The following is a 19,203-nucleotide window of genomic DNA, read 5'->3' on the forward strand; positions in this document are numbered from 1 at the left end:
GATTAGTCGACTTCCACCACGCCGGGCGCGACGGCCGTGCCTTCGATGATGCGCGAGGAGCTTTCGTTTCTTACGCGGACGCGCTGGCCGGGCTCGCCGTCGGTGAGGGCCGTGCCGTCCATTTGCACGCCGAGAGTGCCGTTGTGCAGGCGAATGGAAACCTTTTGGCCGCGCTTGATTATTTTCGGCGTTTCCAGCACATTGCCCGTCAATACGGTGCCGGCGGCCAATGTGCGGATGGCGCGCCGGCCCAGCGCTTGTTCCGGCTCGGTGAAATAGCCGCCGCGCAGCTCGCCGACGTCCCGTTGCGCGAAGTCCAGGTGGGCGGAAGTCACGAAGGCGTCCTTGGGCAGGGATTCGCGCAATACCAGCACCGTTTGCAGGATGCTGACCTTGGCGCGGATGTAAACGGTCCAGGGGTTGCTGCCCAGGCAACGGACGCCGACGGTCATGCGGCCCCAGGCCCGCTTGTCGCTCAGGTTGAAGGCTTCCAGCGATCCGTCGCAGGGAGTTAGCTGCAAGCGGCTTTCGATGGGACTGAGGTCGATGCGGTAGTCGCTGCCGGCGGGCACGACCTGGTTTTCCAGGTAATTGCGCGCCGTATCCAGGATGGCTGCGTGGGATTGGCTTTCGCCGCTCCAGGCCCAATTGGCCCAAAGGAGGAGCAGGAGAACGGGGGGTAGTCGGCGCATTCTGTGATGGGCGTCAAATCGCGGCGCGGGGGGCGTCGCGCGTTATAATAACTTGAAAAACATTCGCGGGAGCGAGGCATGGCTGGAATTCTGGATGGCGTAGACAGACGTACCCAATTGGCCGGGCACAACCGTTTGGAGTTGCTGCTGTTCAAATTGGGCACTCGGCAGCGGTACGGCATCAACGTATTCAAGGTGCAGGAAGTCATCCAGTGCCCTAATTTGACGCAGATTCCCCGATCCAATTCGGTGATTTGCGGTATCGCCCATTTGCGCGGCAAAACCATTCCGGTGATGGATTTGTCCATGGCCATCGGCGCCAGGCCGATGACGCGGGGCGGCGTCGACGCGGGCTACGTCATCATCACCGAATACAACCGCTCGGTGCAGGGATTCCTGGTTTCCGCCGTGGACCGTATCGTCAATATGGACTGGGGGCAGATGAAGCCGCCGCCCAAGGGGACCGACAAAGAGAGTTATTTGACGGCGGTGACCCAGCTCGACAACGAGCTGGTGGAAATCATCGACGTGGAAAAGGTGATGAAGGAAGTCATCGGCGCCAGCGAGCAGATTTCCGACGGCGTCATCGACGACACCTCCGCCAACGCCGGCCAGCACGTGCTGGTGGTGGACGATTCCAGCGTGGCGCGCAATCAGGTCAAGCGGGTGCTGGATGCGCTCAAGGTCGAATGCACCCTGGCCAAAGACGGCCAGGACGCGCTGGAAACGCTGGAGCGGTGGATCGCGGAAGGGAAATCCCTGCCCGAGTTTTTGTCCATGGTGATTTCCGACGTGGAAATGCCCCGCATGGACGGCTACACCCTCACCACCAATATCCGCAAGGATCCCCGCATGAAGGATCTCCATGTGATTCTGCACACGTCCCTCAGCGGCGTATTCAACCAGGCCATGGTGGAAAAAGTCGGCGCCAACAAATTCCTGGCCAAATACATGCCGGACGAATTGGCCGCCCTGGTGCAGCATCGGCTGATAGAGCATCGCCAATTGTTGCGGATTACCGCAGAGTGACGGACCCTACCTTCTAGGCCTGACGTTTAACCCCACCGCCGTGTTGCCGAACAGGCTGGAAATCACCCCGGACGAATTCAAGGTGTTGCAGAAATTTCTCTGCGACGCCTGCGGCATCGTATTGAACGAGGGTAAGGAATACCTCGTCAAAAGCCGTTTGGCTGGCGTGCTGCGCGATACGGATTACGCCTCCGTGAGCGATTTGGTCAAATCCTTGCGTGCCGGCACCGCCAGTTTGGCGATCCAGGCCCGCGTGGTGGACGCCATGACCACCAACGAAACGTTTTGGTTCCGCGATCCCAATCAGTTCGTGGAGTTCAGCCGCGTGATCCTCCCCGAACTGGTGAAAAGCCGCGCCAGCACCCTGCGCATTTGGTCGGCCGCCAGCTCCAGCGGGCAAGAGCCTTACTCCATCAGCATGTGCGTGGAGGATTTCTGGCGTAACCCGGTGGCCGGCATCGGACCGAAAAAAATCGTGCAAATTCTCGGCACGGACATTTCCACCACGGTGTTGACCGAGGCCCGGCAGGGGGTTTACAGCGAGTTGGCCTTGTCGCGGGGGCTAAGCCCGGAATATCGGAGCCGCTATTTTCAGCAGGTCCACGGCGGCTGGAAACTTAGCGACGCGGTGACGTCGCGGGTGCGTTTCCAGCAATTCAATTTGCTTAAGCCTTATACCGCCCTGGGCAAGTTCGACGTGATTTTTTGCCGCAACGTGCTCATCTACTTCTCCGAGGACGTGAAGCGCGACATGATCTCCCGCATGGCTCGCTGCCTCAATCCGGGCGGTTATTTCCTGCTCAGCAGCACCGAGGCGCTGCCTCGCGGCTTGGATTGCCTTGAACCGGTCGGCACCGCGTCGGTACGTTACTACCGCCTGAAATCCTGATCCCCCGCCGCTTCGCGGCCGTTCATTGCCGCTAGGCCGGCAACTTTTGCCGCCGATGGGCCGGCCGCTCCGGCAAAAATGCCCTTCGTTCCGCGCCAGCCGCCCGCTCAGCCATTGGCACACACCGTGCATCTTTAATGGCAAACCATTCAAGAGACCGTGTGCGATGGCAATTAATTTCGATAAAGCCTTTGGCGTGCATCCGCTGGCCTTGTCCTTGCGGGAACAGCGGACGTCGCTGCTGGCGGCCAATTTGGCCAACGCCGACACCCCCGGTTATAAGGCCCGCGACATTGATTTCGAGTCCGTGTTGCGCCAGAAGTTAGGGACGTCGGAGGGTGTGTCCTTGCAAGCGACCAATGCGCGTCATTTGGGCGATGCGGCGGCGCGCGGCGTTGCGGAACCGCTGTACCGCGTCCCGTCGGAACCGTCCCTGGACGGCAACACGGTGGAAGGCGAAGACGAGCAGGTGGCTTTTGCCGACAATGCCGTGGCCTATCAAGCGAGTTTGCGCTTTATCAACGGCAAAATCGGCGGATTGCTGACCGCCATCAAAGGACAGTAACCATGTCTACCTTCAAGGTTTTCGATATCGCCGGTTCCGGCATGGCGGCGCAGAATACCCGCCTGAATCTGGTGGCCAGCAACTTGGCCAATGCCGAAACGGTGAGCAGCAGCATCAACCAGACCTACCGCTCGCGCCAACCGGTATTTTCCGCCCAATTGGCCGACGCCATGGACCAGGCGGGCAAGGGGGGCGTGCAAGGCGCCAGCGGCGTGGAGGTCTTGGGTGTGGTGGAAAGCCAGGCGCCGTTGCGCATGGAGTACCGGCCCGATCATCCTTTGGCCAACGCCGACGGTTATATTTTCCGCCCCAACGTCAATACCGTGGAGGAAATGGCGAACATGCTTTCCGCTTCCCAGTCCTACCAAGACAATGTCAATGTTTTCGACACCGCCAAAAAACTCATTATGCAAACTTTGCAAATGGGCCAATAACTTAGGAGCATGCAGTTATGAGTTTTGATATCAGCACAGCTAAACAAGCCGGACTCGCCACGGAGGCCGCGACTGCTGCGAAAAAGAAAAGCGGACAGTTGGACCAGGCGGATTTCATGAAGCTGCTGACGACGCAGTTGCAGCACCAGGATCCCCTGAGCCCCCAGGACAGCAGCAAGCTCTTGGAGCAAATGTCCATGATGGGCCAGATTCAGGGCATGAAGGATATGTCGAGCGGCATTCAGACCATGGTGGACGCCATGAGCGCCGGCCGCGTCTTCCAGGCCTCTTCGATGATCGGACGCTCCGTGTTGGTGGCCGGCGATAACGCCGATTTGGCCGCCGGCGGCCAGGTCAAAGGCCAGGTCGAGCTGCCCAGCACCACGGAAAATTGGAAAGTCACGGTGACGGATTCCCACGGCGATGTGGTTCGCGTCATGGATATGGGGGCTCACGACAGCGGCAAGGCGAACTTCACTTGGGACGGACGTAAGGACGACGGCACCCAGGCGGCGGCCGGCAGCTACACCTTCAAAGCGGAGGCCTCCGTCGACGGCAAGCTGGAAGAGGAGAAGATGTATTTGCAAGCCCAGGTCGCCAGCGTCAATCTCAATGGCTCGGGGGCATTTAATTTGCAAGATGGTCGTCAGGTTGGTTTAAACGACGTAAGCGAAATTTTCTAGGAGACGTGTCATGACCTTTACTACTGGACTTAGCGGCCTTAGCGCAGCGCAAAACATGTTGTCGGTAACCAGCAACAACCTGGCTAACGCTCAAACGGCGGGTTTCAAGCAGTCCCGTTCCGAGTTTCAGGACGTGTATTCCACGACCGTGGCGGGTGTTGCCAAAACCACTCCGGGTGCGGGCGGCAAGGTAGGCAACGTGGCCCAGCAGTTCACTCAGGGCAACTTGAACTTTACCGAAAATAGCTTGGACTTGGCCGTATCCGGCGAGGGTTTCTTCGTGCTGGGGTTGAACGTCAACAGCCCCAATGCGCGCAGCTTTACTCGCGACGGCCAGTTCCACGTCGACGACAACGGTTATGTGGTCAACAACACCGGCAACGTGCTGATGGCTTATAAACCCAACGATACGACCAACGCGGCGGCGGGCTTCAGCACGGGCTTGATGAATCCCCTGCGCATTACCACGGGCCAGTCGCAGCCCAAGGCGACTTCCAGCGCGACCACTGCGCTGAACCTCAACTCGTCGCTGGTCGCCAACGGCGTCGCCGGTTCGACGGCGCCGGTCTGGAATGCCGCGAGCCCGACGACGACGGCGGACTATCAGACTTCCGTGACCGTTTACGACTCCCAGGGCGGCAGCCACACGCTCAGCAGCTACTACAAGAAGCAAGCGGCTCCGGGCAACACCTGGAACGTGTATTACGCCTTCGACGGCGCCACGCCGGCCAACAATATGGGACAGTTGACGTTCAACTCATCCGGTGCGCTGACCACCGTGACGTCCACCAACGCCAACGTCACCGCGACCACCACGGGGTTGACCATTACCGCGGCCGGCATCCCGGCTTTCACCGGCGGCGCGACGTTGGGCAGCGCTACGAACGCCAACTCGCTGGCGATCGATTTTGCCGGTTCCACCCAATACGGCACGGCGTCCAGCTTGAACACCTTGTCCCAGGACGGTTATGCCAGCGGCAACTTGATCGGCGTTTCCACCGACGAACACGGCGTCGTTTCCGCCAAGTACAGCAACGGCGCTTCCACGATCCTCGGCGAGGTGGCTCTGGCCCGCTTCCAGAACAACCAGGGGTTGACCAAGCTGGGCGACTCCCGCTGGGCGGAAAACACCTCGTCCGGCTCGGCCGTGTACGGTGAAGCAGGCGTGGGCGATTTCGGCGTCATACACGCGGGCGCCTTGGAAGCGTCCAACGTGGATATGGCGACCCAGTTGGTGCAGCTGATCGTTGCCCAGCAGATGTACCAGGCCAACACGCAGAGCATCCAGACGCAGAACCAGATCATGCAGTCGGTGCTGAACGTCCGGTAAATTCTGGATATAGAGAGTAGGGGGATAGGTCATGGATCGCGGCTTGTACATCGCCATGAGCGGCGCCAAGGAGATTTTCCTGGCGCAGGGAATCAACGCCAACAATTTGGCGAACGTCAACAGCGACGGCTTCCGCGCGGATTTCGAGCAAGCGCGCAGCATGCCGGTATTCGGGGCGGGTCTTCCGTCCCGGGTGTACTCCATGACCGAACGTCCCGGCACCAGCCTCAAGCCGGGCGGCATCCACACCACCGGGCGGGACATGGACGTGGCGGTGCAACAGCCCAGCGGCTGGATCGCCGTGCAGGCCAAGGACGGCAGCGAGGCTTATACCCGTGCCGGAGACCTGCAAATTACGCCCGACGGCATGCTGGTAACCGGCAACGGTTTGCCGGTTTTGTCCAATGCCGGCCCGATTACGCTGCCTCCGTACCAGAGTATCAGCATCGGCAACGATGGCACGATTACTGTAATACCTGTTGGCGACAACCCGGATGCTGCCGCGGCGATCACTCAGATCAAACTGGTGGAGCCGTCCCAGGATCAATTGGAAAAAGGCTTGGACGGCCTGATGCGCATGAAAGGCGGCGGAGCCGCTCCGGTCAGCGCCAACGTGACGTTGATCTCCGGCGCCCTGGAAGGCAGCAACGTAAATCCGGTGGAGTCCATGGTGAAAATGATCGATTTGCAGCGCCAGTTCGAGATGAACATCAAGATGATGAAAACTTTTGAGGACACCGAAAATGCGGCGTCTCAAATCATGAAACTGAGCTAGGCGTTATTAATAGAAGAATTATCGGAGCAGTATCATGACCGCACCCGCTCTATGGATTGCCAAAACCGGCCTCGACGCGCAGCAGACGCGTTTGTCGCTGATCTCGCAAAACCTTGCCAACGTCAACACCACCGGCTACAAGAAAGAACGCGGCTTGTTCGCCGACTTGATGTATCAGAACATTCGTCAAGTGGGCGCACAGGAAACCCAGACGACCACGTTGCCGTCGGGGCTGCAAATGGGCACCGGCGTGCGCACGGTGGCTACGGAAAAAATCCACACCCAGGGCAATATCGTCCAAACCGGCAACAGCCTGGATCTTGCCATCAACGGCAAGGGGTTTTTCCAGGTACTGATGCCGGACGGGCAGATCACCTACACCCGCGACGGCACCTTCAAGCTGACCGCCGACGGCCAAGTGGTCACCAACGACGGCAATCCGCTGGAGCCGGCTTTTGTCGTGCCGCAGAACGCCGTATCCATCAGCGTGGGCAGCGACGGGACTTTTTCGGTGACGGACGATACCGGCGCCGTGAATAACCTGGGCCAGATCAACCTGGCTTATTTCATCAATCCCACCGGCCTGGAGCCCATCGGCAACAACCTGTTTCGGCAAACCGCCGCCAGCGGCGCGCCCAACTTGGGCATTCCCGGCCAGGATTCCATCGGCACCATCAGCGAAGGCGCGCTGGAAACGTCCAATGTGAACGCGGTGGAGGAGCTGGTGAGCATGATCGAGACCCAGCGTTCCTACGAAATGAATTCCAAGGCGATCTCCACCAGCAACGAAATGCTGGCCTTCGTCAACAACCACTTATAAGGTTCTGGAGGCGCGCCATGAAACGCTGGTTTCCCTACGCGGCATTGCTGCTTTTGCCCGGTTGCTCCACGATCGCCACGCCCGGTTTGGCGCGGGATCCCGCTTACGCACCGGCCCGCCCGCCCCAGGTGGCCGCGCCGGTCTACAGCACCGGTTCCATCTTTCAGGCCGGCACCGACATGCGGTTATTCGAAAACCAGGTGGCGCGCCGCGTCGGCGACATCTTGACGGTGAAGCTGGTGGAGAACAACAACGCCAAGAAGAAGGCCGACCAGCAGGTCAAGAAGGAGGATACCCTCGCCGCCAGCGCGCCGGTGTTGTTCGGGCAAAATCCCCATAAGCTGCTGGGCATCGCCGATCGGATTTTCAATCGGGATTACAACACGGCCCACGAAGTGTTCGACTCGGAATTCAGCAACAAAAAGAATTTCAAAGGCTCGGGCGACAGCAATCAGAGCAATATCCTCACCGGCAGCATCAGCGTGACGGTGGTGGAAGTGCTGTCCAACGGCAATTTGCGCGTACAAGGCGAAAAACGCATGACCATCAACACCGGCGACGAATACGTTCGCTTGGCCGGTTTCGTGCGGCCCCAGGATATCGACGCCACCAACAGCATCCTATCCACGCAAATCGCCGATGCCACCATCGTTTATACCGGCGAAGGCGCTTTGGCCGACGGCAGCCGCATGGGCTGGCTGTCGCGTTTCTTCAACAGCGTCTTTTTCCCCTTCTAGGAGTTAGACCATGCAAAGGCGCAGCGTGAAAACGGCGATCCTGATTTCCCTGGCCGGCTTGTGGCTGGCTCAACCGGCCCAGGCCGAGCGCATCAAAGACGTGGCTACCCTGGCCGGCGTGCGTAACAACCAATTGGTGGGATACGGCTTGGTGGTGGGTTTGCCGAAAACCGGCGACAAGACCAAATTTACCGGCCAGACGTTACGCAACCTGATGATGCAGTTGGGCATCACCATCCCGGCGGGCGTTAACCCCAACGCGAAAAACATCGCTGCCGTATCGGTGACGGCCGAGTTGCCGCCTTTCGCCAAACCGGGTCAGCCCATCGACGTCACCGTGTCGTCCGTGGGCGACGCGACCAGTTTGCGCGGCGGCTCGCTGGTGATGACGCCGCTGAAAGGCGCCGACGGGCAGATTTACGCCATCGCCCAGGGCAACCTGGTGGTCGGCGGCTTGAGCGCCGGCGGCCAGGACGGCTCCAAAATCACTGTCAACAATCCCGGCGTCGGCCGCATTCCCGGCGGCGCCACGGTGGAACGTATGGTGCAGACGCCGTTCAACGAAACGGACGACATCGTCCTGAATTTGCACAACGCCGATTTCACCACCGCCAAGCGGGTGGTCGCCGCCATCAACGGCGCTTTCGGCGCAGGCAGCGCCCGCGCCATCGACGGCATTTCCATCCAGGTGGCTTCACCGCGCGATCCTTCGCAAAAGGTGGACTTCACTTCCATGGTGGAGAATTTGGACATCAGTCCGGCCGATTCCGCCGCCAAGATCATCGTTAATTCCCGCACCGGCACGGTGGTGATCAACAGCAGCGTGCGAGTGCAGCCGGCGGCGGTGTCCCACGGCAACCTCTCGGTCACCATCAGTGAAAATCCCAAAGTCAGCCAGCCCAACCCGTTGGCGGGCGGCAATACGGCGGTGACGCCGCAATCCCAGGTGTCGGTGAAGGAAGAGGCCAATCGCGCTTTCGTCTTCAAGCCCGGCGTCACCTTGGATGAAATCGTGCAGGCGGTCAACAAGGTGGGCGCCGCGCCCAGCGACTTGGTGGCCATTTTGGAGGCGCTGCGCAGCGCCGGCGCCTTGCGCGCGGAACTCATCGTAATCTAAGGGAGGCGATGCCATGATGCCCGCCGGTCCCAGAGGCGCCGACGTTTACACGGACCTGAACGGTTTGGCTCAATTGAAAAGCCAAGCCCGCGCCCAGTCTCCGGAAGCGCTCAAGCAAACCGCCCAGCAGTTCGAGGCGCTGTTCCTGCAATCCACGCTGAAAAACATGCGCCAGGCCGGCGAGCCGTTCGAGTCCAAGCTGGTGGACAATAGCGGCATCCGGGCGTTCCGCGACATGCACGACCAGCAAATGGCGCTGCAGCTGTCTAAAAACTCCAACTTCGGCTTCGCCGACATGCTGGTGAAACAATTGGGCCCCAAATCCCCCAACGGCGCGGATAAGCCGCCCCAGGGCATGACCCTGGACGACTATCGCCACGGCCCGGTTCGCATGATGCCGGTGCACAAGCCCGCGGATAAATTCCTGCCGCTCGGCGAACGATCCGCCAAGCCGGCGTTTATGCCGTTGCACGGGCAAGGATCGGCTTCCATACAGGTGGCCGCCGCGAAGCGCACCGCTCCCGTCGTCGACAAGGAGCAGTTTTTGCGCGACCTGTTGCCCGAAGCCGAGGCGGCCGCCAAGGAGCTGGGCGTCGACCCCAAAATGCTGCTGTCCCAAGCGGCCCTGGAAACCGGCTGGGGCCGGCATACGGTGCGCGGGGCCGACGGGAGCGACAGCCACAACTTGTTCGGCATCAAGGCCGGCAAGGATTGGGAAGGGCAGCGCGTCGCGACCACGACTTTGGAGTATGTGCAGGGCGTGCCGGTGCGCAAAACCGATTATTTCCGCGCCTACGATAGCTACAAGGATTGCTTTCACGATTATGTGGCGTTTTTGCGGGACAATCCCCGCTACGCCCAGGCGATCGAACAGGGGGACGATCCGCACGCGTTCTTTGCTGGCTTGCAGCGCGCCGGTTATGCCACGGATCCTCGCTACGCCAATAAGGTGCTGGCCATTTACCGCCAGCTGGAAGATTACGATGTCGGCGCAACCAACGTAGCGGCGGCAACGGCCCCGGCAACGACAACGACAACGGAAGCGCCTGTCGTCGCGGCGGCGGCGCCGGCCGAGCCGGATCCGGCGCAACAAGCGCCGGTGGCCGATTCCTCAACAGCCGAGCCGGCCCCGTCGGAGAGCGGCGAGGAAAACGCATAGCCGTTGGCGGCGGAATTTTTCCGCCGACCAGGGCAGGGCGCTTAATGCGCCGTAATGTTTGGCTTTGACGGCATAGGCGACGGCCTGGTGGCGCCGGCTGGCGCCGTCCAACACCGTCACGATCGCCTTGCCGTAGCAGTCGTCGTCTTCGAACGCGTCCAACCGCCGCCAAGCCCGGCGATCCAATCCCCAGTAAAGCAGCCCCGTGGTAACGGCTCCCGGCGACGGCCTGATTCCGGGATAGGGCCGCTTGCGCAGCAGGCGACAGGCATATCCCTCCAGCCGTGCCGGTTGCCCGACGGGTTGCCGGCCGGTGACGGCGCGCATCACTTCCGGCAGCAGCAAGGTACCGTAGGCGAACAGGGGGACGGACGATTTTCGCTGGGGTCGGCGCATTTCGCGGGCGGAAGCGTGTTTGGGCGACATTTTAACGGTCGCCGCTCGATGCCGCGCCGGTCGCCGGCGATGGAAAATCGGCTACAAGCGGGGCCTGTCGCGTAAAATGGCCGGCCGACGTCGGGCGAGACTCGGCAGGTAAGATTTTTAAGGTGGGTATGAGTTTATTGCTGTTGATCGTGGTCTTCACGCTGGTGGGCGGCGTGTTAAGCATTCTGGCGGCGTCTTTGCTGCTGTTGCTGCCGGAGCGGCAGCGTTCGGTGGCTTTGCCGCACGGGGTGAGTTTCGCCATCGGCGCGTTGCTGTGCGTGGCGTTTTGGGGGTTGTTGCCCCACGCGGTGGAACAGGCGGGGTTGGAGCACGCCCATGGCTTGTTCATGACCGTGCTGGTGGGCATTCTGAGCTTTTTCCTGTTGGAGAAGCTGTTGCTGTGGCGCCACTGCCATTCCCACGATTGCGAAGCCCACACCCACATGGAAGAGCATTTGCACCTGCACCAGCCGGCCGGCACCCTCATCGTGCTGGGCGACGCCATCCACAACTTCGTCGACGGCGTGTTGATCGCGGCGGCTTTTCTCATCGACCCGGAACTGGGCATCGTCACCAGTTTGGCTGTGGCGGCCCACGAAATTCCCCAGGAAGTGGGCGATTTCGCCATCCTGCTGCAAAGCGGCTACGGCCGGCGCAAAGCGTTCATTTACAACCTGATGTCCAGCCTGTCCACGGTGGTGGGCGGCTTGGCGGGCTATATGAGCCTCGGCGAAGTGCGCGGCCTGCTGCCGTATTTTCTGGCGGTGGCCGCGTCGAGTTTCATTTATATCGCTGTGGCGGATCTGATTCCCACCTTGCACAAGCGCACCCACGCCAAGGCGACCGTGGAGCAAATGGTCATGATCGTCGCCGGCGTGCTGTTGATCTATTGGGTGCACGGTTTCGCCCATCGCTTCGAAGGCGGCGGCTGATGCGCTTAGCCGATCCTTGCGATGAATGCAAGGACTTGGCGGACGGCTTTCCAGCGCTTACTCTAGGAGTACGCTGATCGCTGGGCCTTCCTTAGAAGCGGGCTGCCGTTGTCACGAAACCGCAATCCAGCGAGGCTAGCCTTCCGAGGCTTCCTGTTTTACATCCCTCGGTTACCGATGCTATGACACTGCACGAAATCATCTCCCAATACGGCTATATCGCCCTGTTCATCGGGACTTTCCTGGAAGGGGAGACCATTTTGCTGGTTGCGGGTTATTTGGCCCACGAGGGACATTTGGGTCTGACTTTGGCGATACTCTCGGCTTTTTTGGGGACGTTCGCCGGCGACCAGACGTTTTTCTTCCTTGGCCGCGCCAAGGGCATCAAGTTTTTGGAAAAGCGTGAAGCGTGGCGGCTCAAGTCGCAAAAAGCTTTCGACCTGCTGCACCGCCACCAGGTGCCGGTGATTCTGGGCTTCCGTTTTCTCTACGGCATCCGCAACGTGACGCCTTTCGTCATCGGCGCCAGCGGGCTCAAGCCCATCCGGTTTTTCGTTTTGAACTTCCTCGGCGCCGCCACCTGGGCGGTAACGTTCGGCCTGCTGGGTTACTATTTCGGCCAGGCCGTGGAGCTGGCGCTGAACAACGCCAAACAATACGAGTATTGGGTGTTGGGCCTCATTTGCGCGGTCGCCCTGGCCGGATTCATCCACTCCAACATCTCCGCCCGCCGAGCCAAGCGCAACGGCGAGAGCGCGTGAGTTTCGGCCTCAGGCCTCGGCGGCCTGGGGCTCCTCGGTTCCCCTCTCCCCGCGCGTCCGGCAGTCCGCGTGGACGTTTGGCCGTGGGCTTTTGAAATGACGCACTATCTCCCTCGCTGAATCATGCAACCCCGTTTCGTCCATCTGCGCCTGCATACCGAGTACTCGTTGTCCGACGGCTTGGTGCGCATCAAGCCGCTGGTGAAGCGCGCCGCCGCGTTGAAGATGCCCGCCATCGCGGTGACCGACCAAGGCAACCTGTTCGCTTTGGTGAAATTCTACAAAGCCGCCCTGGGCGCGGGGCTCAAGCCCATCGCCGGGGCCGATTTGTGGCTGGTCAATGAGTCCGACATCGCCGCGCCTTATCGCTTGACCCTGTTGGTGCGGGACGCCGCTGGCTACGGCAATCTCACCGAGTTGCTGTCCCTGGGCTACATGGAGGGGCAGCATCAGGGCGTGCCCATGATCCGCGCCGAGTGGCTGGAAAAGCACAATCGCGGCTTGATCGTCCTGTCCGGCGGCCGGGAAGGGCAGGTGGGCCAAGCGTTGCTCGCCGGCCGCGAGCAGGAGGCCGAGGCGCTGTTGCGCCATTACTGGGCGCTGTTTCCCGACGCCTTTTATCTGGAGCTGCAGCGCACCGGCCGACCGCAGGAAGAAGCGTACATAGACGCGGCGGTGGAGCTGGCGGCCCGTTGCGACGTGCCGGTGGTGGCCACCAACGACGTGCGCTTTCTTCAGTCCGACGAGTTCGAGGCCCACGAGGCGCGGGTTTGCATCCACCAGGGCAGGGTGCTGGAAGACCCGCGCAGGCCCAAATCCTACAGCGATCAGCAGTACCTGCGTTCGGAGGAGGAAATGCTGGCGCTGTTCGCCGACATCCCTTCCGCCCTGGAAAACACCGTCGAGATCGCCAAGCGCTGCAATCTGGTGCTGACTCTGGGCAAGCCGGTGCTGCCCGACTTCCCGGTGCCGGAGGGCATGACGCCGGAGCAGTTTTTCGACCAGCAGGCCAGACAGGGCCTGGAGGAACGCCTCCGGCAGCACCCGCCCAAGAAGCCGGTGGAGGAATACTGGCAGCGGTTGGACATCGAGCTGTCGGTGATCCTGCAGATGGGCTTCCCCGGCTACTTCCTCATCGTCGCCGACTTCATCCAGTGGGGCAAAGCCAACGGCATCCCGGTGGGGCCGGGCCGCGGTTCCGGCGCCGGCTCGCTGGTGGCCTACGCGCTGAAGATCACCGACCTGGACCCGCTGGAATTCGACCTGCTGTTCGAACGCTTCCTCAATCCGGAACGCGTCTCCATGCCCGACTTCGACATCGACTTCTGCATGGAGCGGCGCGACGAGGTGATCGACTACGTGGCCCGCAAATACGGCCGCGAGCGGGTGTCGCAGATCATCACCTACGGCAGCATGGCGGCCAAGGCTGTGGTGCGCGACGTGGGCCGCGTGCTGGGCCACCCCTACGGTTTCGTCGATAGGCTGGCCAAGCTGATTCCCTTCGAGCTGGGCATCACCCTGGAAAAGGCCCTCAAGGACAGCGAGGATCTGCGCAAGCTGTACGAGGAAGACGAGGAGGTGCATACCCTCATCGACCTGGCCATGCAGCTGGAAGGCGTTTCCCGCAACGCCGGCAAACACGCCGGCGGCGTGGTGATCGCGCCCTCGCGCCTGGTGGACTTTTCGCCGCTCTACTGCGAACCGGGCGGCGCCAACCTGGTGACTCAGTTCGACAAGGACGACGTGGAAGCCGTGGGCCTCGTGAAGTTCGACTTCCTCGGCCTGCGCACCCTCACCATCATCGACTGGGCGGTGCAGACCATCAACCGCCGTAGAGCCGAGGCGGGCGAGGAACTGCTGGACATCAGCCAGATCCCTCGCGACGATCCGGCCAGTTACGCCCTGCTCAAGCGCCATGCCACCACCGCAGTGTTCCAGCTGGAATCGCGCGGCATGAAGGACTTGATCCGCCGATTGCAGCCGGACTGCTTCGAAGACATCATCGCCCTGGTGGCGCTGTTCCGCCCCGGCCCGTTGCAGTCGGGCATGGTGGACGATTTCGTCGCCCGTAAGCACGGCAAGGCCAAGGTGGACTACCCCCACCCCAGCCTGGAGGAAATCCTCAAGCCCACTTACGGCGTCATCGTCTACCAGGAACAGGTGATGCAGATCGCCCAGGTGCTGGCCGGCTATACCCTGGGCGGCGCCGACATGCTGCGCCGCGCCATGGGCAAGAAAAAGCCGGAGGAGATGGCCAAGCAGCGCGACATCTTCGTCACCGGCGCCACCGGCCTGGGGGTGCAGGAGGCCACCGCCGCCTACATTTTCGACTTGATGGAGAAGTTCGCCGAATACGGCTTCAACAAGTCCCACTCCGCCGCCTATGCCCTGGTGGCCTACCAGACCGCCTGGCTCAAGGCCCATTATCCGGCCGAATTCATGGCGGCGGTGATGTCCGCCGATATGGACAACACCGACAAGGTGGTGGTGCTCATCGAAGAGTGCCGCGACATGGAACTGAAGGTCGCGCCGCCGGACATCAACCGCTCCGAATTCCATTTCACGGCGCTCGCCGACGGCCAAATCCTTTACGGCCTGGGCGCGGTCAAGGGGGTGGGCGAATCGGCCATAAACGATATTCTCGAGGAGCGCAAGCAAGGCGGCCCGTTCCAGAGCCTCACCGACCTGTGCTGCCGGGTGGACGGCCGCAAGGCCAACCGCCGCGTGCTGGAAGCGCTCATCAAGTCCGGCACGTTCGACAGCGTCGACCCTAACCGCGCCCGCCACATGGCGGAGCTGCCCACGGCGCTGAAAGTGGCCGAGCAGCACGGCCGTATGGATCTGAGCGGCCAGAACGATTTGTTCGGGCTGGAGCCGGCCGCCGCCGTGGCGGCCGAGCCTTCCGCCGGCGAGGCGGTGGAGCCCTGGCCGGAAGAGCTGCGCCTGGCGGAGGAAAAGGCCACCCTGGGGCTGTACCTCACCGGCCACCCCATCGCCCGCTACGAGCAGGAGCTGGCCAATTTCGTCACCGCCCGCTTGGGCAAGATCGCCGAACTGGCCGAATCCAAGTCCGGCGGCGGCGGAGGAGGGGGCGGTTACGGCCGCAACCGCGCCAACGAAACGCCGGCGACGGTGGCCGGCCTGGTGGTGGATTTGCGCAGCCGCCAGAACAAGCAGGGCAAGCGCATGGCCTTCGCCACCCTGGACGACCGCACCGGCCGGGTGGAGGTGGCGGTGTTCGCCGAGGTCTACGACAAATACCACAGTTTCCTCGGTCGCGACTGCCTGGTGGTGGCGGAAGGGAGTTTGGGCTTGGACGACTTCACCAACCAGCCGCGCTTGTCGGCCGAGCGGGTTTACAGCATCGACGAAGCCCGCGAGCGCCACGCCAAGCAATTGCTGATCCGCTGGCCGCAGGGCGAGGAAGGCCTGGGCCTGGTGCGCGAGCTGCAAGACCTGGTGTTCCCTTATCAAGGCGGTCGTTGCCCCCTGTGGGTGGAATACCAAGCCGCCGGCGCCAAGGCCATGCTGCGCTTGGGCGAGCAATGGCGCGTACGGCCGGTGGACGAGCTGCTGAATCGCTTGGTAAAACGCTTCGGCGAAGAGCGGGTGAGCTTGAATTATTGAGGTGAGGCATGAAAATCCTGTATCTGCACGGCTGGAACTCCGTCCCCGGCGGCGTAAAACCCACTTATCTGGCCCAGCACGGCCATCAGCTGGTCGAACCGGCCTTGCCCCACGACGATTTCCCGGAAGCGGTGCGCATCGCCCAGGCAGCATTCGATAGCCAGCCTTTCGACGTGGTGGTGGGGTCCAGCCGGGGCGGCTCGGTCGCCGTGAATATGCGATCCGGCGAGACGCCGCTAGTGTTGCTGGCGCCGGCTTGGAAGCGCTGGGGCACGGCCAACGCCGTTAAGCCCGGCGCGCTCATCCTGCACACGCCGGCGGACGACGTGATTCCGTTCGACGATACCCGGGAGCTGCTGCGCAACAGCGGCTTGCCCGAATCGTCCCTGATCGTTACCGGCCACGAGCACCGCCTGGCCGATGCGGACTCCTTGAGCGCATTGCTGGCGGCGGTGGAGCGGCAGGGCAAAAAAACCTAACGGGGTTGCGGCGCTTTTCGGATAATCCCGGGGCGCGAGGCCCCGACTGGTGTTGCGATTAGGAGGATTGGTGACGATGAAAGCCCCCCGGAAAGCCCTGGTTCCCGATTATTACGCGGAATTCCATTGCATCGGTTCGGAGTGCGAGGATTCCTGCTGCGCCGGCTGGACCGTGCCGATCAACCGCGACACCTACAATCGCTATAAGCAGCACCGCAACCCGGTGCTGGCGCCGTTGTTCCGCGAGTACGTGCGGAAGAACAAGAACACGGCGACGCAAACGGAGGCCTATTACGGCTTTATGGAGTTGAAGCCGGACGGCTCCTGCGGTTTTTTGCGGGACGACAAGCTTTGCGCCATCCAAAAGGAGTTGGGCGCCCAGGCATTGTGCAACACCTGCGCTTTATATCCTCGCCAAGTGAACCGTTTCGGCGGCCAGCCGGAGCAGTCCTTGAACATTTCCTGTCCGGAGGCGGCCCGGCTGGTGCTGTTGCGGCCGCAGCCCATCGCGTTTGCGTCGATCGACGGCGCGGCGCGCTTCCAGGATGCGCAAGCGCTGATGCGCCGCTTCCCGGAGGGCCATGACGGCGTGCCGGAGGAAATGGCCATTTTCCGCGAACTGCGCAGCTTGTGCCTCGCCATCGTTCAACTGCGGCCGCTGGCCCTCGACGCCAGGTTGATGCTGCTGGGCATGGTGATGGAAAACGCCGATCGGATCATCATCGCCGACACCTATACGAATGCCGGCGACTTGGAGCCGGTGATCGTGCTCGGCCAGCAGATGTTGCAGCACGCAGAAATGCTCAATGCGGAGTTCGCGAAGCTGGCCGCCAACCAGCCGTTCAAGCTGAAAACCCTGGGCAATCTGTTGCGGAACACGCTGGCCGACCAGGAGAACGCGCGGTTTTCCGAATGCCTTGCCGATGCCGTGGCGGCGCTGTTCGGCCAAGCCGACGCGGGCGGCGCGGAAGGCGGCGATATTTTGGGCCGCTACGAGGCGGCTTATGCCGACTACTATCGGCCGTATTTCCAGGGGCGGGAATACATTTTCGAAAACTACCTGGCCAACGAGATTTTCCGCCAGATATTCCCCCTCATGAACGAGAGCCCCTTCCGCCTCTACCAAGAGCTGGTGTGCAATTACGCCATCGTCAAGCTGCTGCTGGTGGGAATGGCCGGGCGGCATCGGGGCTTGAACGACGCTCTGGTGGTCAAGCTGTTCCAGTCGTTTTCCCGTAAGGCGTCCCACGACAGCGTTTATTTACGGTGCTTGCTGGATTCGCTGCGCGAGCAGCGCAGCGAGAGCCTGGTGCACATGATGTGGCTGTTGCGGGAGCCAGATCGGTAGTCGGTCGGCCGCGCCGTTGGGGGGCTGTCCCCCGCCTAAAGGCTTTGGTGCGGCGCGCGTTTGTGCCAAAATGGCGTACTTTATTTCCACGCATTGTAGGGTTCGCTATGTTTAGCAAGGGTATGGAGATTGCCGGGTTCGACGACGATCTGTGGGCTGCGATTCAGAGTGAGGAAAAGCGCCAGGAAGACCACGTCGAGCTGATCGCCTCCGAAAACTACGCCTCGCCGAGGGTGTTGCAGGCGCAGGGCACCGTGCTCACCAACAAATACGCGGAAGGTTATCCGGGCAAGCGCTACTACGGCGGCTGCGAGCACGTGGACGTGGTGGAGCAACTGGCCATCGACCGCGCCAAGCAGCTGTTCGGCGCCGATTACGCCAACGTCCAGCCCCATTCCGGTTCCCAGGCCAACGCGGCGGTGTACATGGCCCTGCTCAATCCGGGCGATACCGTGCTGGGCATGAGCCTGGCCCACGGCGGCCACCTGACCCACGGCGCCAAAGTGAACTTCTCCGGCAAAATCTACAACGCCGTGCAGTACGGCCTGAACCCGGCCAGCGGCGAAATCGACTACGAGCAGGTCGAAGCCCTGGCTCGCGAGCACAAGCCGAAAATGATCGTGGCCGGCTTCTCCGCCTATTCCCGCGTGGTGGATTGGCAACGTTTCCGCGCCATCGCCGACGAGGTGGGCGCCTACCTGATGGTGGACATGGCCCACGTAGCCGGCTTGGTCGCCGCCGGCCTGTATCCCAATCCGGTGCAGATCGCCGACGTGACCACCACCACCACCCACAAGACCCTGCGCGGCCCCCGCGGCGGCCTGATCCTGGCGAAGAAAAACGAGGAGCTGGAAAAGAAGTTCAACTCCCTGGTGTTCCCCGGCATCCAGGGCGGCCCGCTGATGCACGTCATCGCCGCCAAGGCGGTGGCCCTGCTGGAAGCCCTGCAGCCGGATTTCAAGCAGTACCAACAGCAGGTGAAGGACAACGCCCAGGCCATGGCGGCGCGCTTCATCGCGCGCGGCTACAACATCGTGTCCGGCGGCACCGACAACCACCTGTTCCTGGTGGACCTGATCGCCAAGGGCATCACCGGCAAGCTGGCCGACGAGAAGCTGGGCTTGGCCCACATCACCGTCAACAAAAACGCCGTGCCCAACGATCCGCAGTCGCCCTTCGTGACCAGCGGCATCCGCATCGGCACGCCGGCGGTGACCACGCGCGGCTTTGGCAAGGCCGAGTGCGAGGCGCTGACCGACTGGATCTGCGACATCCTGGACGATCCGCACAACGAGGCCACCCTCAATCGGGTGAAGGAAGAAGTGACGGCGTTGTGCCGGAAGTTCCCGGTCTACGGCTAAGGAACTTCGATGAGGGAGAACGGGCTTGAGGGATTAGGC

General features: G+C 61.9%; 19 protein-coding genes. 17 read left to right on the top strand and 2 right to left on the bottom strand.

Annotated features, from left to right (window positions below; translation table 11 throughout):
* Positions 1–2 precede the first annotated feature (2 nt).
* Positions 3–692: a flagellar basal body P-ring formation chaperone FlgA gene (gene flgA, locus K5607_RS06420; protein WP_054772708.1), complete on the bottom strand. Its 690-nt coding sequence runs from the start codon at positions 690–692 to the stop codon at positions 3–5.
* A 78-nt stretch (positions 693–770) separates the two neighbouring features.
* Here flgA and K5607_RS06425 point away from each other — a divergent pair, with 78 nt between their 5' ends.
* The 11 genes from K5607_RS06425 (at position 771) to flgJ (ending at position 10,230) form a co-directional block, all read left to right on the top strand.
* Complete coding sequence (locus K5607_RS06425; RefSeq protein ID WP_054772709.1) at positions 771–1,721, top strand: chemotaxis protein CheV; 951 nt, start codon at positions 771–773, stop codon at positions 1,719–1,721.
* A gap of 40 nt (positions 1,722–1,761) precedes the next feature.
* Complete coding sequence (locus tag K5607_RS06430; protein ID WP_246598970.1) at positions 1,762–2,610, top strand: CheR family methyltransferase; 849 nt, start codon at positions 1,762–1,764, stop codon at positions 2,608–2,610.
* Between the two features lie 166 nt (positions 2,611–2,776).
* Positions 2,777–3,175, top strand: a complete 399-nt coding sequence (gene flgB, locus K5607_RS06435; protein WP_054772711.1) for a flagellar basal body rod protein FlgB — start codon at positions 2,777–2,779, stop codon at positions 3,173–3,175.
* A 2-nt stretch (positions 3,176–3,177) separates the two neighbouring features.
* The gene (flgC, locus tag K5607_RS06440) at positions 3,178–3,609 is read left to right on the top strand and encodes a flagellar basal body rod protein FlgC (RefSeq protein ID WP_054772712.1); all 432 of its coding nucleotides are present in this window, start codon (positions 3,178–3,180) and stop codon (positions 3,607–3,609) included.
* Between the two features lie 17 nt (positions 3,610–3,626).
* Positions 3,627–4,292, top strand: a complete 666-nt coding sequence (locus tag K5607_RS06445; protein WP_221048568.1) for a flagellar hook assembly protein FlgD — start codon at positions 3,627–3,629, stop codon at positions 4,290–4,292.
* 10 nt (positions 4,293–4,302) lie between these two features.
* The gene (gene flgE, locus K5607_RS06450; protein WP_221048569.1) at positions 4,303–5,622 is read left to right on the top strand and encodes a flagellar hook protein FlgE; all 1,320 of its coding nucleotides are present in this window, start codon (positions 4,303–4,305) and stop codon (positions 5,620–5,622) included.
* Between the two features lie 31 nt (positions 5,623–5,653).
* Complete coding sequence (locus K5607_RS06455) at positions 5,654–6,397, top strand: flagellar basal body rod protein FlgF (protein ID WP_221048570.1); 744 nt, start codon at positions 5,654–5,656, stop codon at positions 6,395–6,397.
* A gap of 34 nt (positions 6,398–6,431) precedes the next feature.
* A complete protein-coding gene (gene flgG, locus K5607_RS06460; RefSeq protein WP_054772716.1) occupies positions 6,432–7,217 on the top strand; it encodes a flagellar basal-body rod protein FlgG in 786 nt (261 codons plus the stop codon).
* A gap of 17 nt (positions 7,218–7,234) precedes the next feature.
* The gene (locus tag K5607_RS06465) at positions 7,235–7,954 is read left to right on the top strand and encodes a flagellar basal body L-ring protein FlgH (protein WP_054772717.1); all 720 of its coding nucleotides are present in this window, start codon (positions 7,235–7,237) and stop codon (positions 7,952–7,954) included.
* 10 nt (positions 7,955–7,964) lie between these two features.
* The gene (locus K5607_RS06470; RefSeq protein ID WP_221048571.1) at positions 7,965–9,071 is read left to right on the top strand and encodes a flagellar basal body P-ring protein FlgI; all 1,107 of its coding nucleotides are present in this window, start codon (positions 7,965–7,967) and stop codon (positions 9,069–9,071) included.
* Positions 9,072–9,084: 13 nt separating this feature from the next.
* Positions 9,085–10,230 (top strand): flagellar assembly peptidoglycan hydrolase FlgJ, encoded by a 1,146-nt coding sequence (gene flgJ, locus K5607_RS06475; RefSeq protein WP_221048572.1) that lies wholly within the window; start codon positions 9,085–9,087, stop codon positions 10,228–10,230.
* Here the strand turns inward: flgJ and K5607_RS06480 are convergent.
* On the bottom strand, positions 10,183–10,656 hold the full coding sequence (locus K5607_RS06480) for a gamma-glutamylcyclotransferase family protein (protein ID WP_221048573.1): 474 nt from the start codon (positions 10,654–10,656) through the stop codon (positions 10,183–10,185). The genes flgJ and K5607_RS06480 overlap by 48 nt on opposite strands.
* Before the next feature lie 128 nt (positions 10,657–10,784).
* Here K5607_RS06480 and K5607_RS06485 point away from each other — a divergent pair, with 128 nt between their 5' ends.
* The 6 genes from K5607_RS06485 to glyA all read left to right on the top strand — a co-directional run bounded on the left by K5607_RS06485 (position 10,785) and on the right by glyA (position 19,164).
* Positions 10,785–11,588 carry a ZIP family metal transporter gene (locus tag K5607_RS06485; RefSeq protein WP_054772721.1) on the top strand — a complete coding sequence of 268 codons (804 nt, stop codon included), beginning with the start codon at positions 10,785–10,787 and terminating at the stop codon, positions 11,586–11,588.
* A 182-nt stretch (positions 11,589–11,770) separates the two neighbouring features.
* Positions 11,771–12,349 (top strand): DedA family protein, encoded by a 579-nt coding sequence (locus tag K5607_RS06490; protein ID WP_221048574.1) that lies wholly within the window; start codon positions 11,771–11,773, stop codon positions 12,347–12,349.
* 123 nt (positions 12,350–12,472) lie between these two features.
* Entirely contained in the window at positions 12,473–15,976 is a 3,504-nt protein-coding gene (dnaE, locus tag K5607_RS06495; protein ID WP_221048575.1) for a DNA polymerase III subunit alpha, read from the top strand.
* Positions 15,977–15,984: 8 nt separating this feature from the next.
* Positions 15,985–16,455: an alpha/beta hydrolase family protein gene (locus tag K5607_RS06500; RefSeq protein WP_054774184.1), complete on the top strand. Its 471-nt coding sequence runs from the start codon at positions 15,985–15,987 to the stop codon at positions 16,453–16,455.
* A 76-nt stretch (positions 16,456–16,531) separates the two neighbouring features.
* Positions 16,532–17,803: a flagellin lysine-N-methylase gene (fliB, locus tag K5607_RS06505; RefSeq protein WP_054774183.1), complete on the top strand. Its 1,272-nt coding sequence runs from the start codon at positions 16,532–16,534 to the stop codon at positions 17,801–17,803.
* A 107-nt stretch (positions 17,804–17,910) separates the two neighbouring features.
* Complete coding sequence (glyA, locus tag K5607_RS06510; protein ID WP_221048576.1) at positions 17,911–19,164, top strand: serine hydroxymethyltransferase; 1,254 nt, start codon at positions 17,911–17,913, stop codon at positions 19,162–19,164.
* Positions 19,165–19,203 lie beyond the last annotated feature (39 nt).

This window comes from Methylogaea oryzae, from assembly GCF_019669985.1.
Lineage (GTDB): Bacteria > Pseudomonadota > Gammaproteobacteria > Methylococcales > Methylococcaceae > Methylogaea > Methylogaea oryzae.

Bases quoted from the DNA above. Each gene is read 5' to 3' on its own strand.
- flgA (WP_054772708.1), bottom strand. From the start codon at position 692: ATGCGCCGACTACCCCCCGTTCTCCTGCTCCTCCTTTGGGCCAATTGG.
- fliB (WP_054774183.1), top strand. From the start codon at position 16,532: ATGAAAGCCCCCCGGAAAGCCCTGGTTCCCGATTATTACGCGGAATTC.
- flgJ (WP_221048572.1), top strand. From the start codon at position 9,085: ATGATGCCCGCCGGTCCCAGAGGCGCCGACGTTTACACGGACCTGAAC.
- K5607_RS06445 (WP_221048568.1), top strand. From the start codon at position 3,627: ATGAGTTTTGATATCAGCACAGCTAAACAAGCCGGACTCGCCACGGAG.
- K5607_RS06480 (WP_221048573.1), bottom strand. From the start codon at position 10,656: ATGTCGCCCAAACACGCTTCCGCCCGCGAAATGCGCCGACCCCAGCGA.
- K5607_RS06470 (WP_221048571.1), top strand. From the start codon at position 7,965: ATGCAAAGGCGCAGCGTGAAAACGGCGATCCTGATTTCCCTGGCCGGC.
- K5607_RS06490 (WP_221048574.1), top strand. From the start codon at position 11,771: ATGACACTGCACGAAATCATCTCCCAATACGGCTATATCGCCCTGTTC.
- glyA (WP_221048576.1), top strand. From the start codon at position 17,911: ATGTTTAGCAAGGGTATGGAGATTGCCGGGTTCGACGACGATCTGTGG.
- flgE (WP_221048569.1), top strand. From the start codon at position 4,303: ATGACCTTTACTACTGGACTTAGCGGCCTTAGCGCAGCGCAAAACATG.
- K5607_RS06455 (WP_221048570.1), top strand. From the start codon at position 5,654: ATGGATCGCGGCTTGTACATCGCCATGAGCGGCGCCAAGGAGATTTTC.
- K5607_RS06485 (WP_054772721.1), top strand. From the start codon at position 10,785: ATGAGTTTATTGCTGTTGATCGTGGTCTTCACGCTGGTGGGCGGCGTG.
- K5607_RS06425 (WP_054772709.1), top strand. From the start codon at position 771: ATGGCTGGAATTCTGGATGGCGTAGACAGACGTACCCAATTGGCCGGG.
- flgG (WP_054772716.1), top strand. From the start codon at position 6,432: ATGACCGCACCCGCTCTATGGATTGCCAAAACCGGCCTCGACGCGCAG.
- dnaE (WP_221048575.1), top strand. From the start codon at position 12,473: ATGCAACCCCGTTTCGTCCATCTGCGCCTGCATACCGAGTACTCGTTG.
- K5607_RS06465 (WP_054772717.1), top strand. From the start codon at position 7,235: ATGAAACGCTGGTTTCCCTACGCGGCATTGCTGCTTTTGCCCGGTTGC.
- flgB (WP_054772711.1), top strand. From the start codon at position 2,777: ATGGCAATTAATTTCGATAAAGCCTTTGGCGTGCATCCGCTGGCCTTG.
- flgC (WP_054772712.1), top strand. From the start codon at position 3,178: ATGTCTACCTTCAAGGTTTTCGATATCGCCGGTTCCGGCATGGCGGCG.
- K5607_RS06500 (WP_054774184.1), top strand. From the start codon at position 15,985: ATGAAAATCCTGTATCTGCACGGCTGGAACTCCGTCCCCGGCGGCGTA.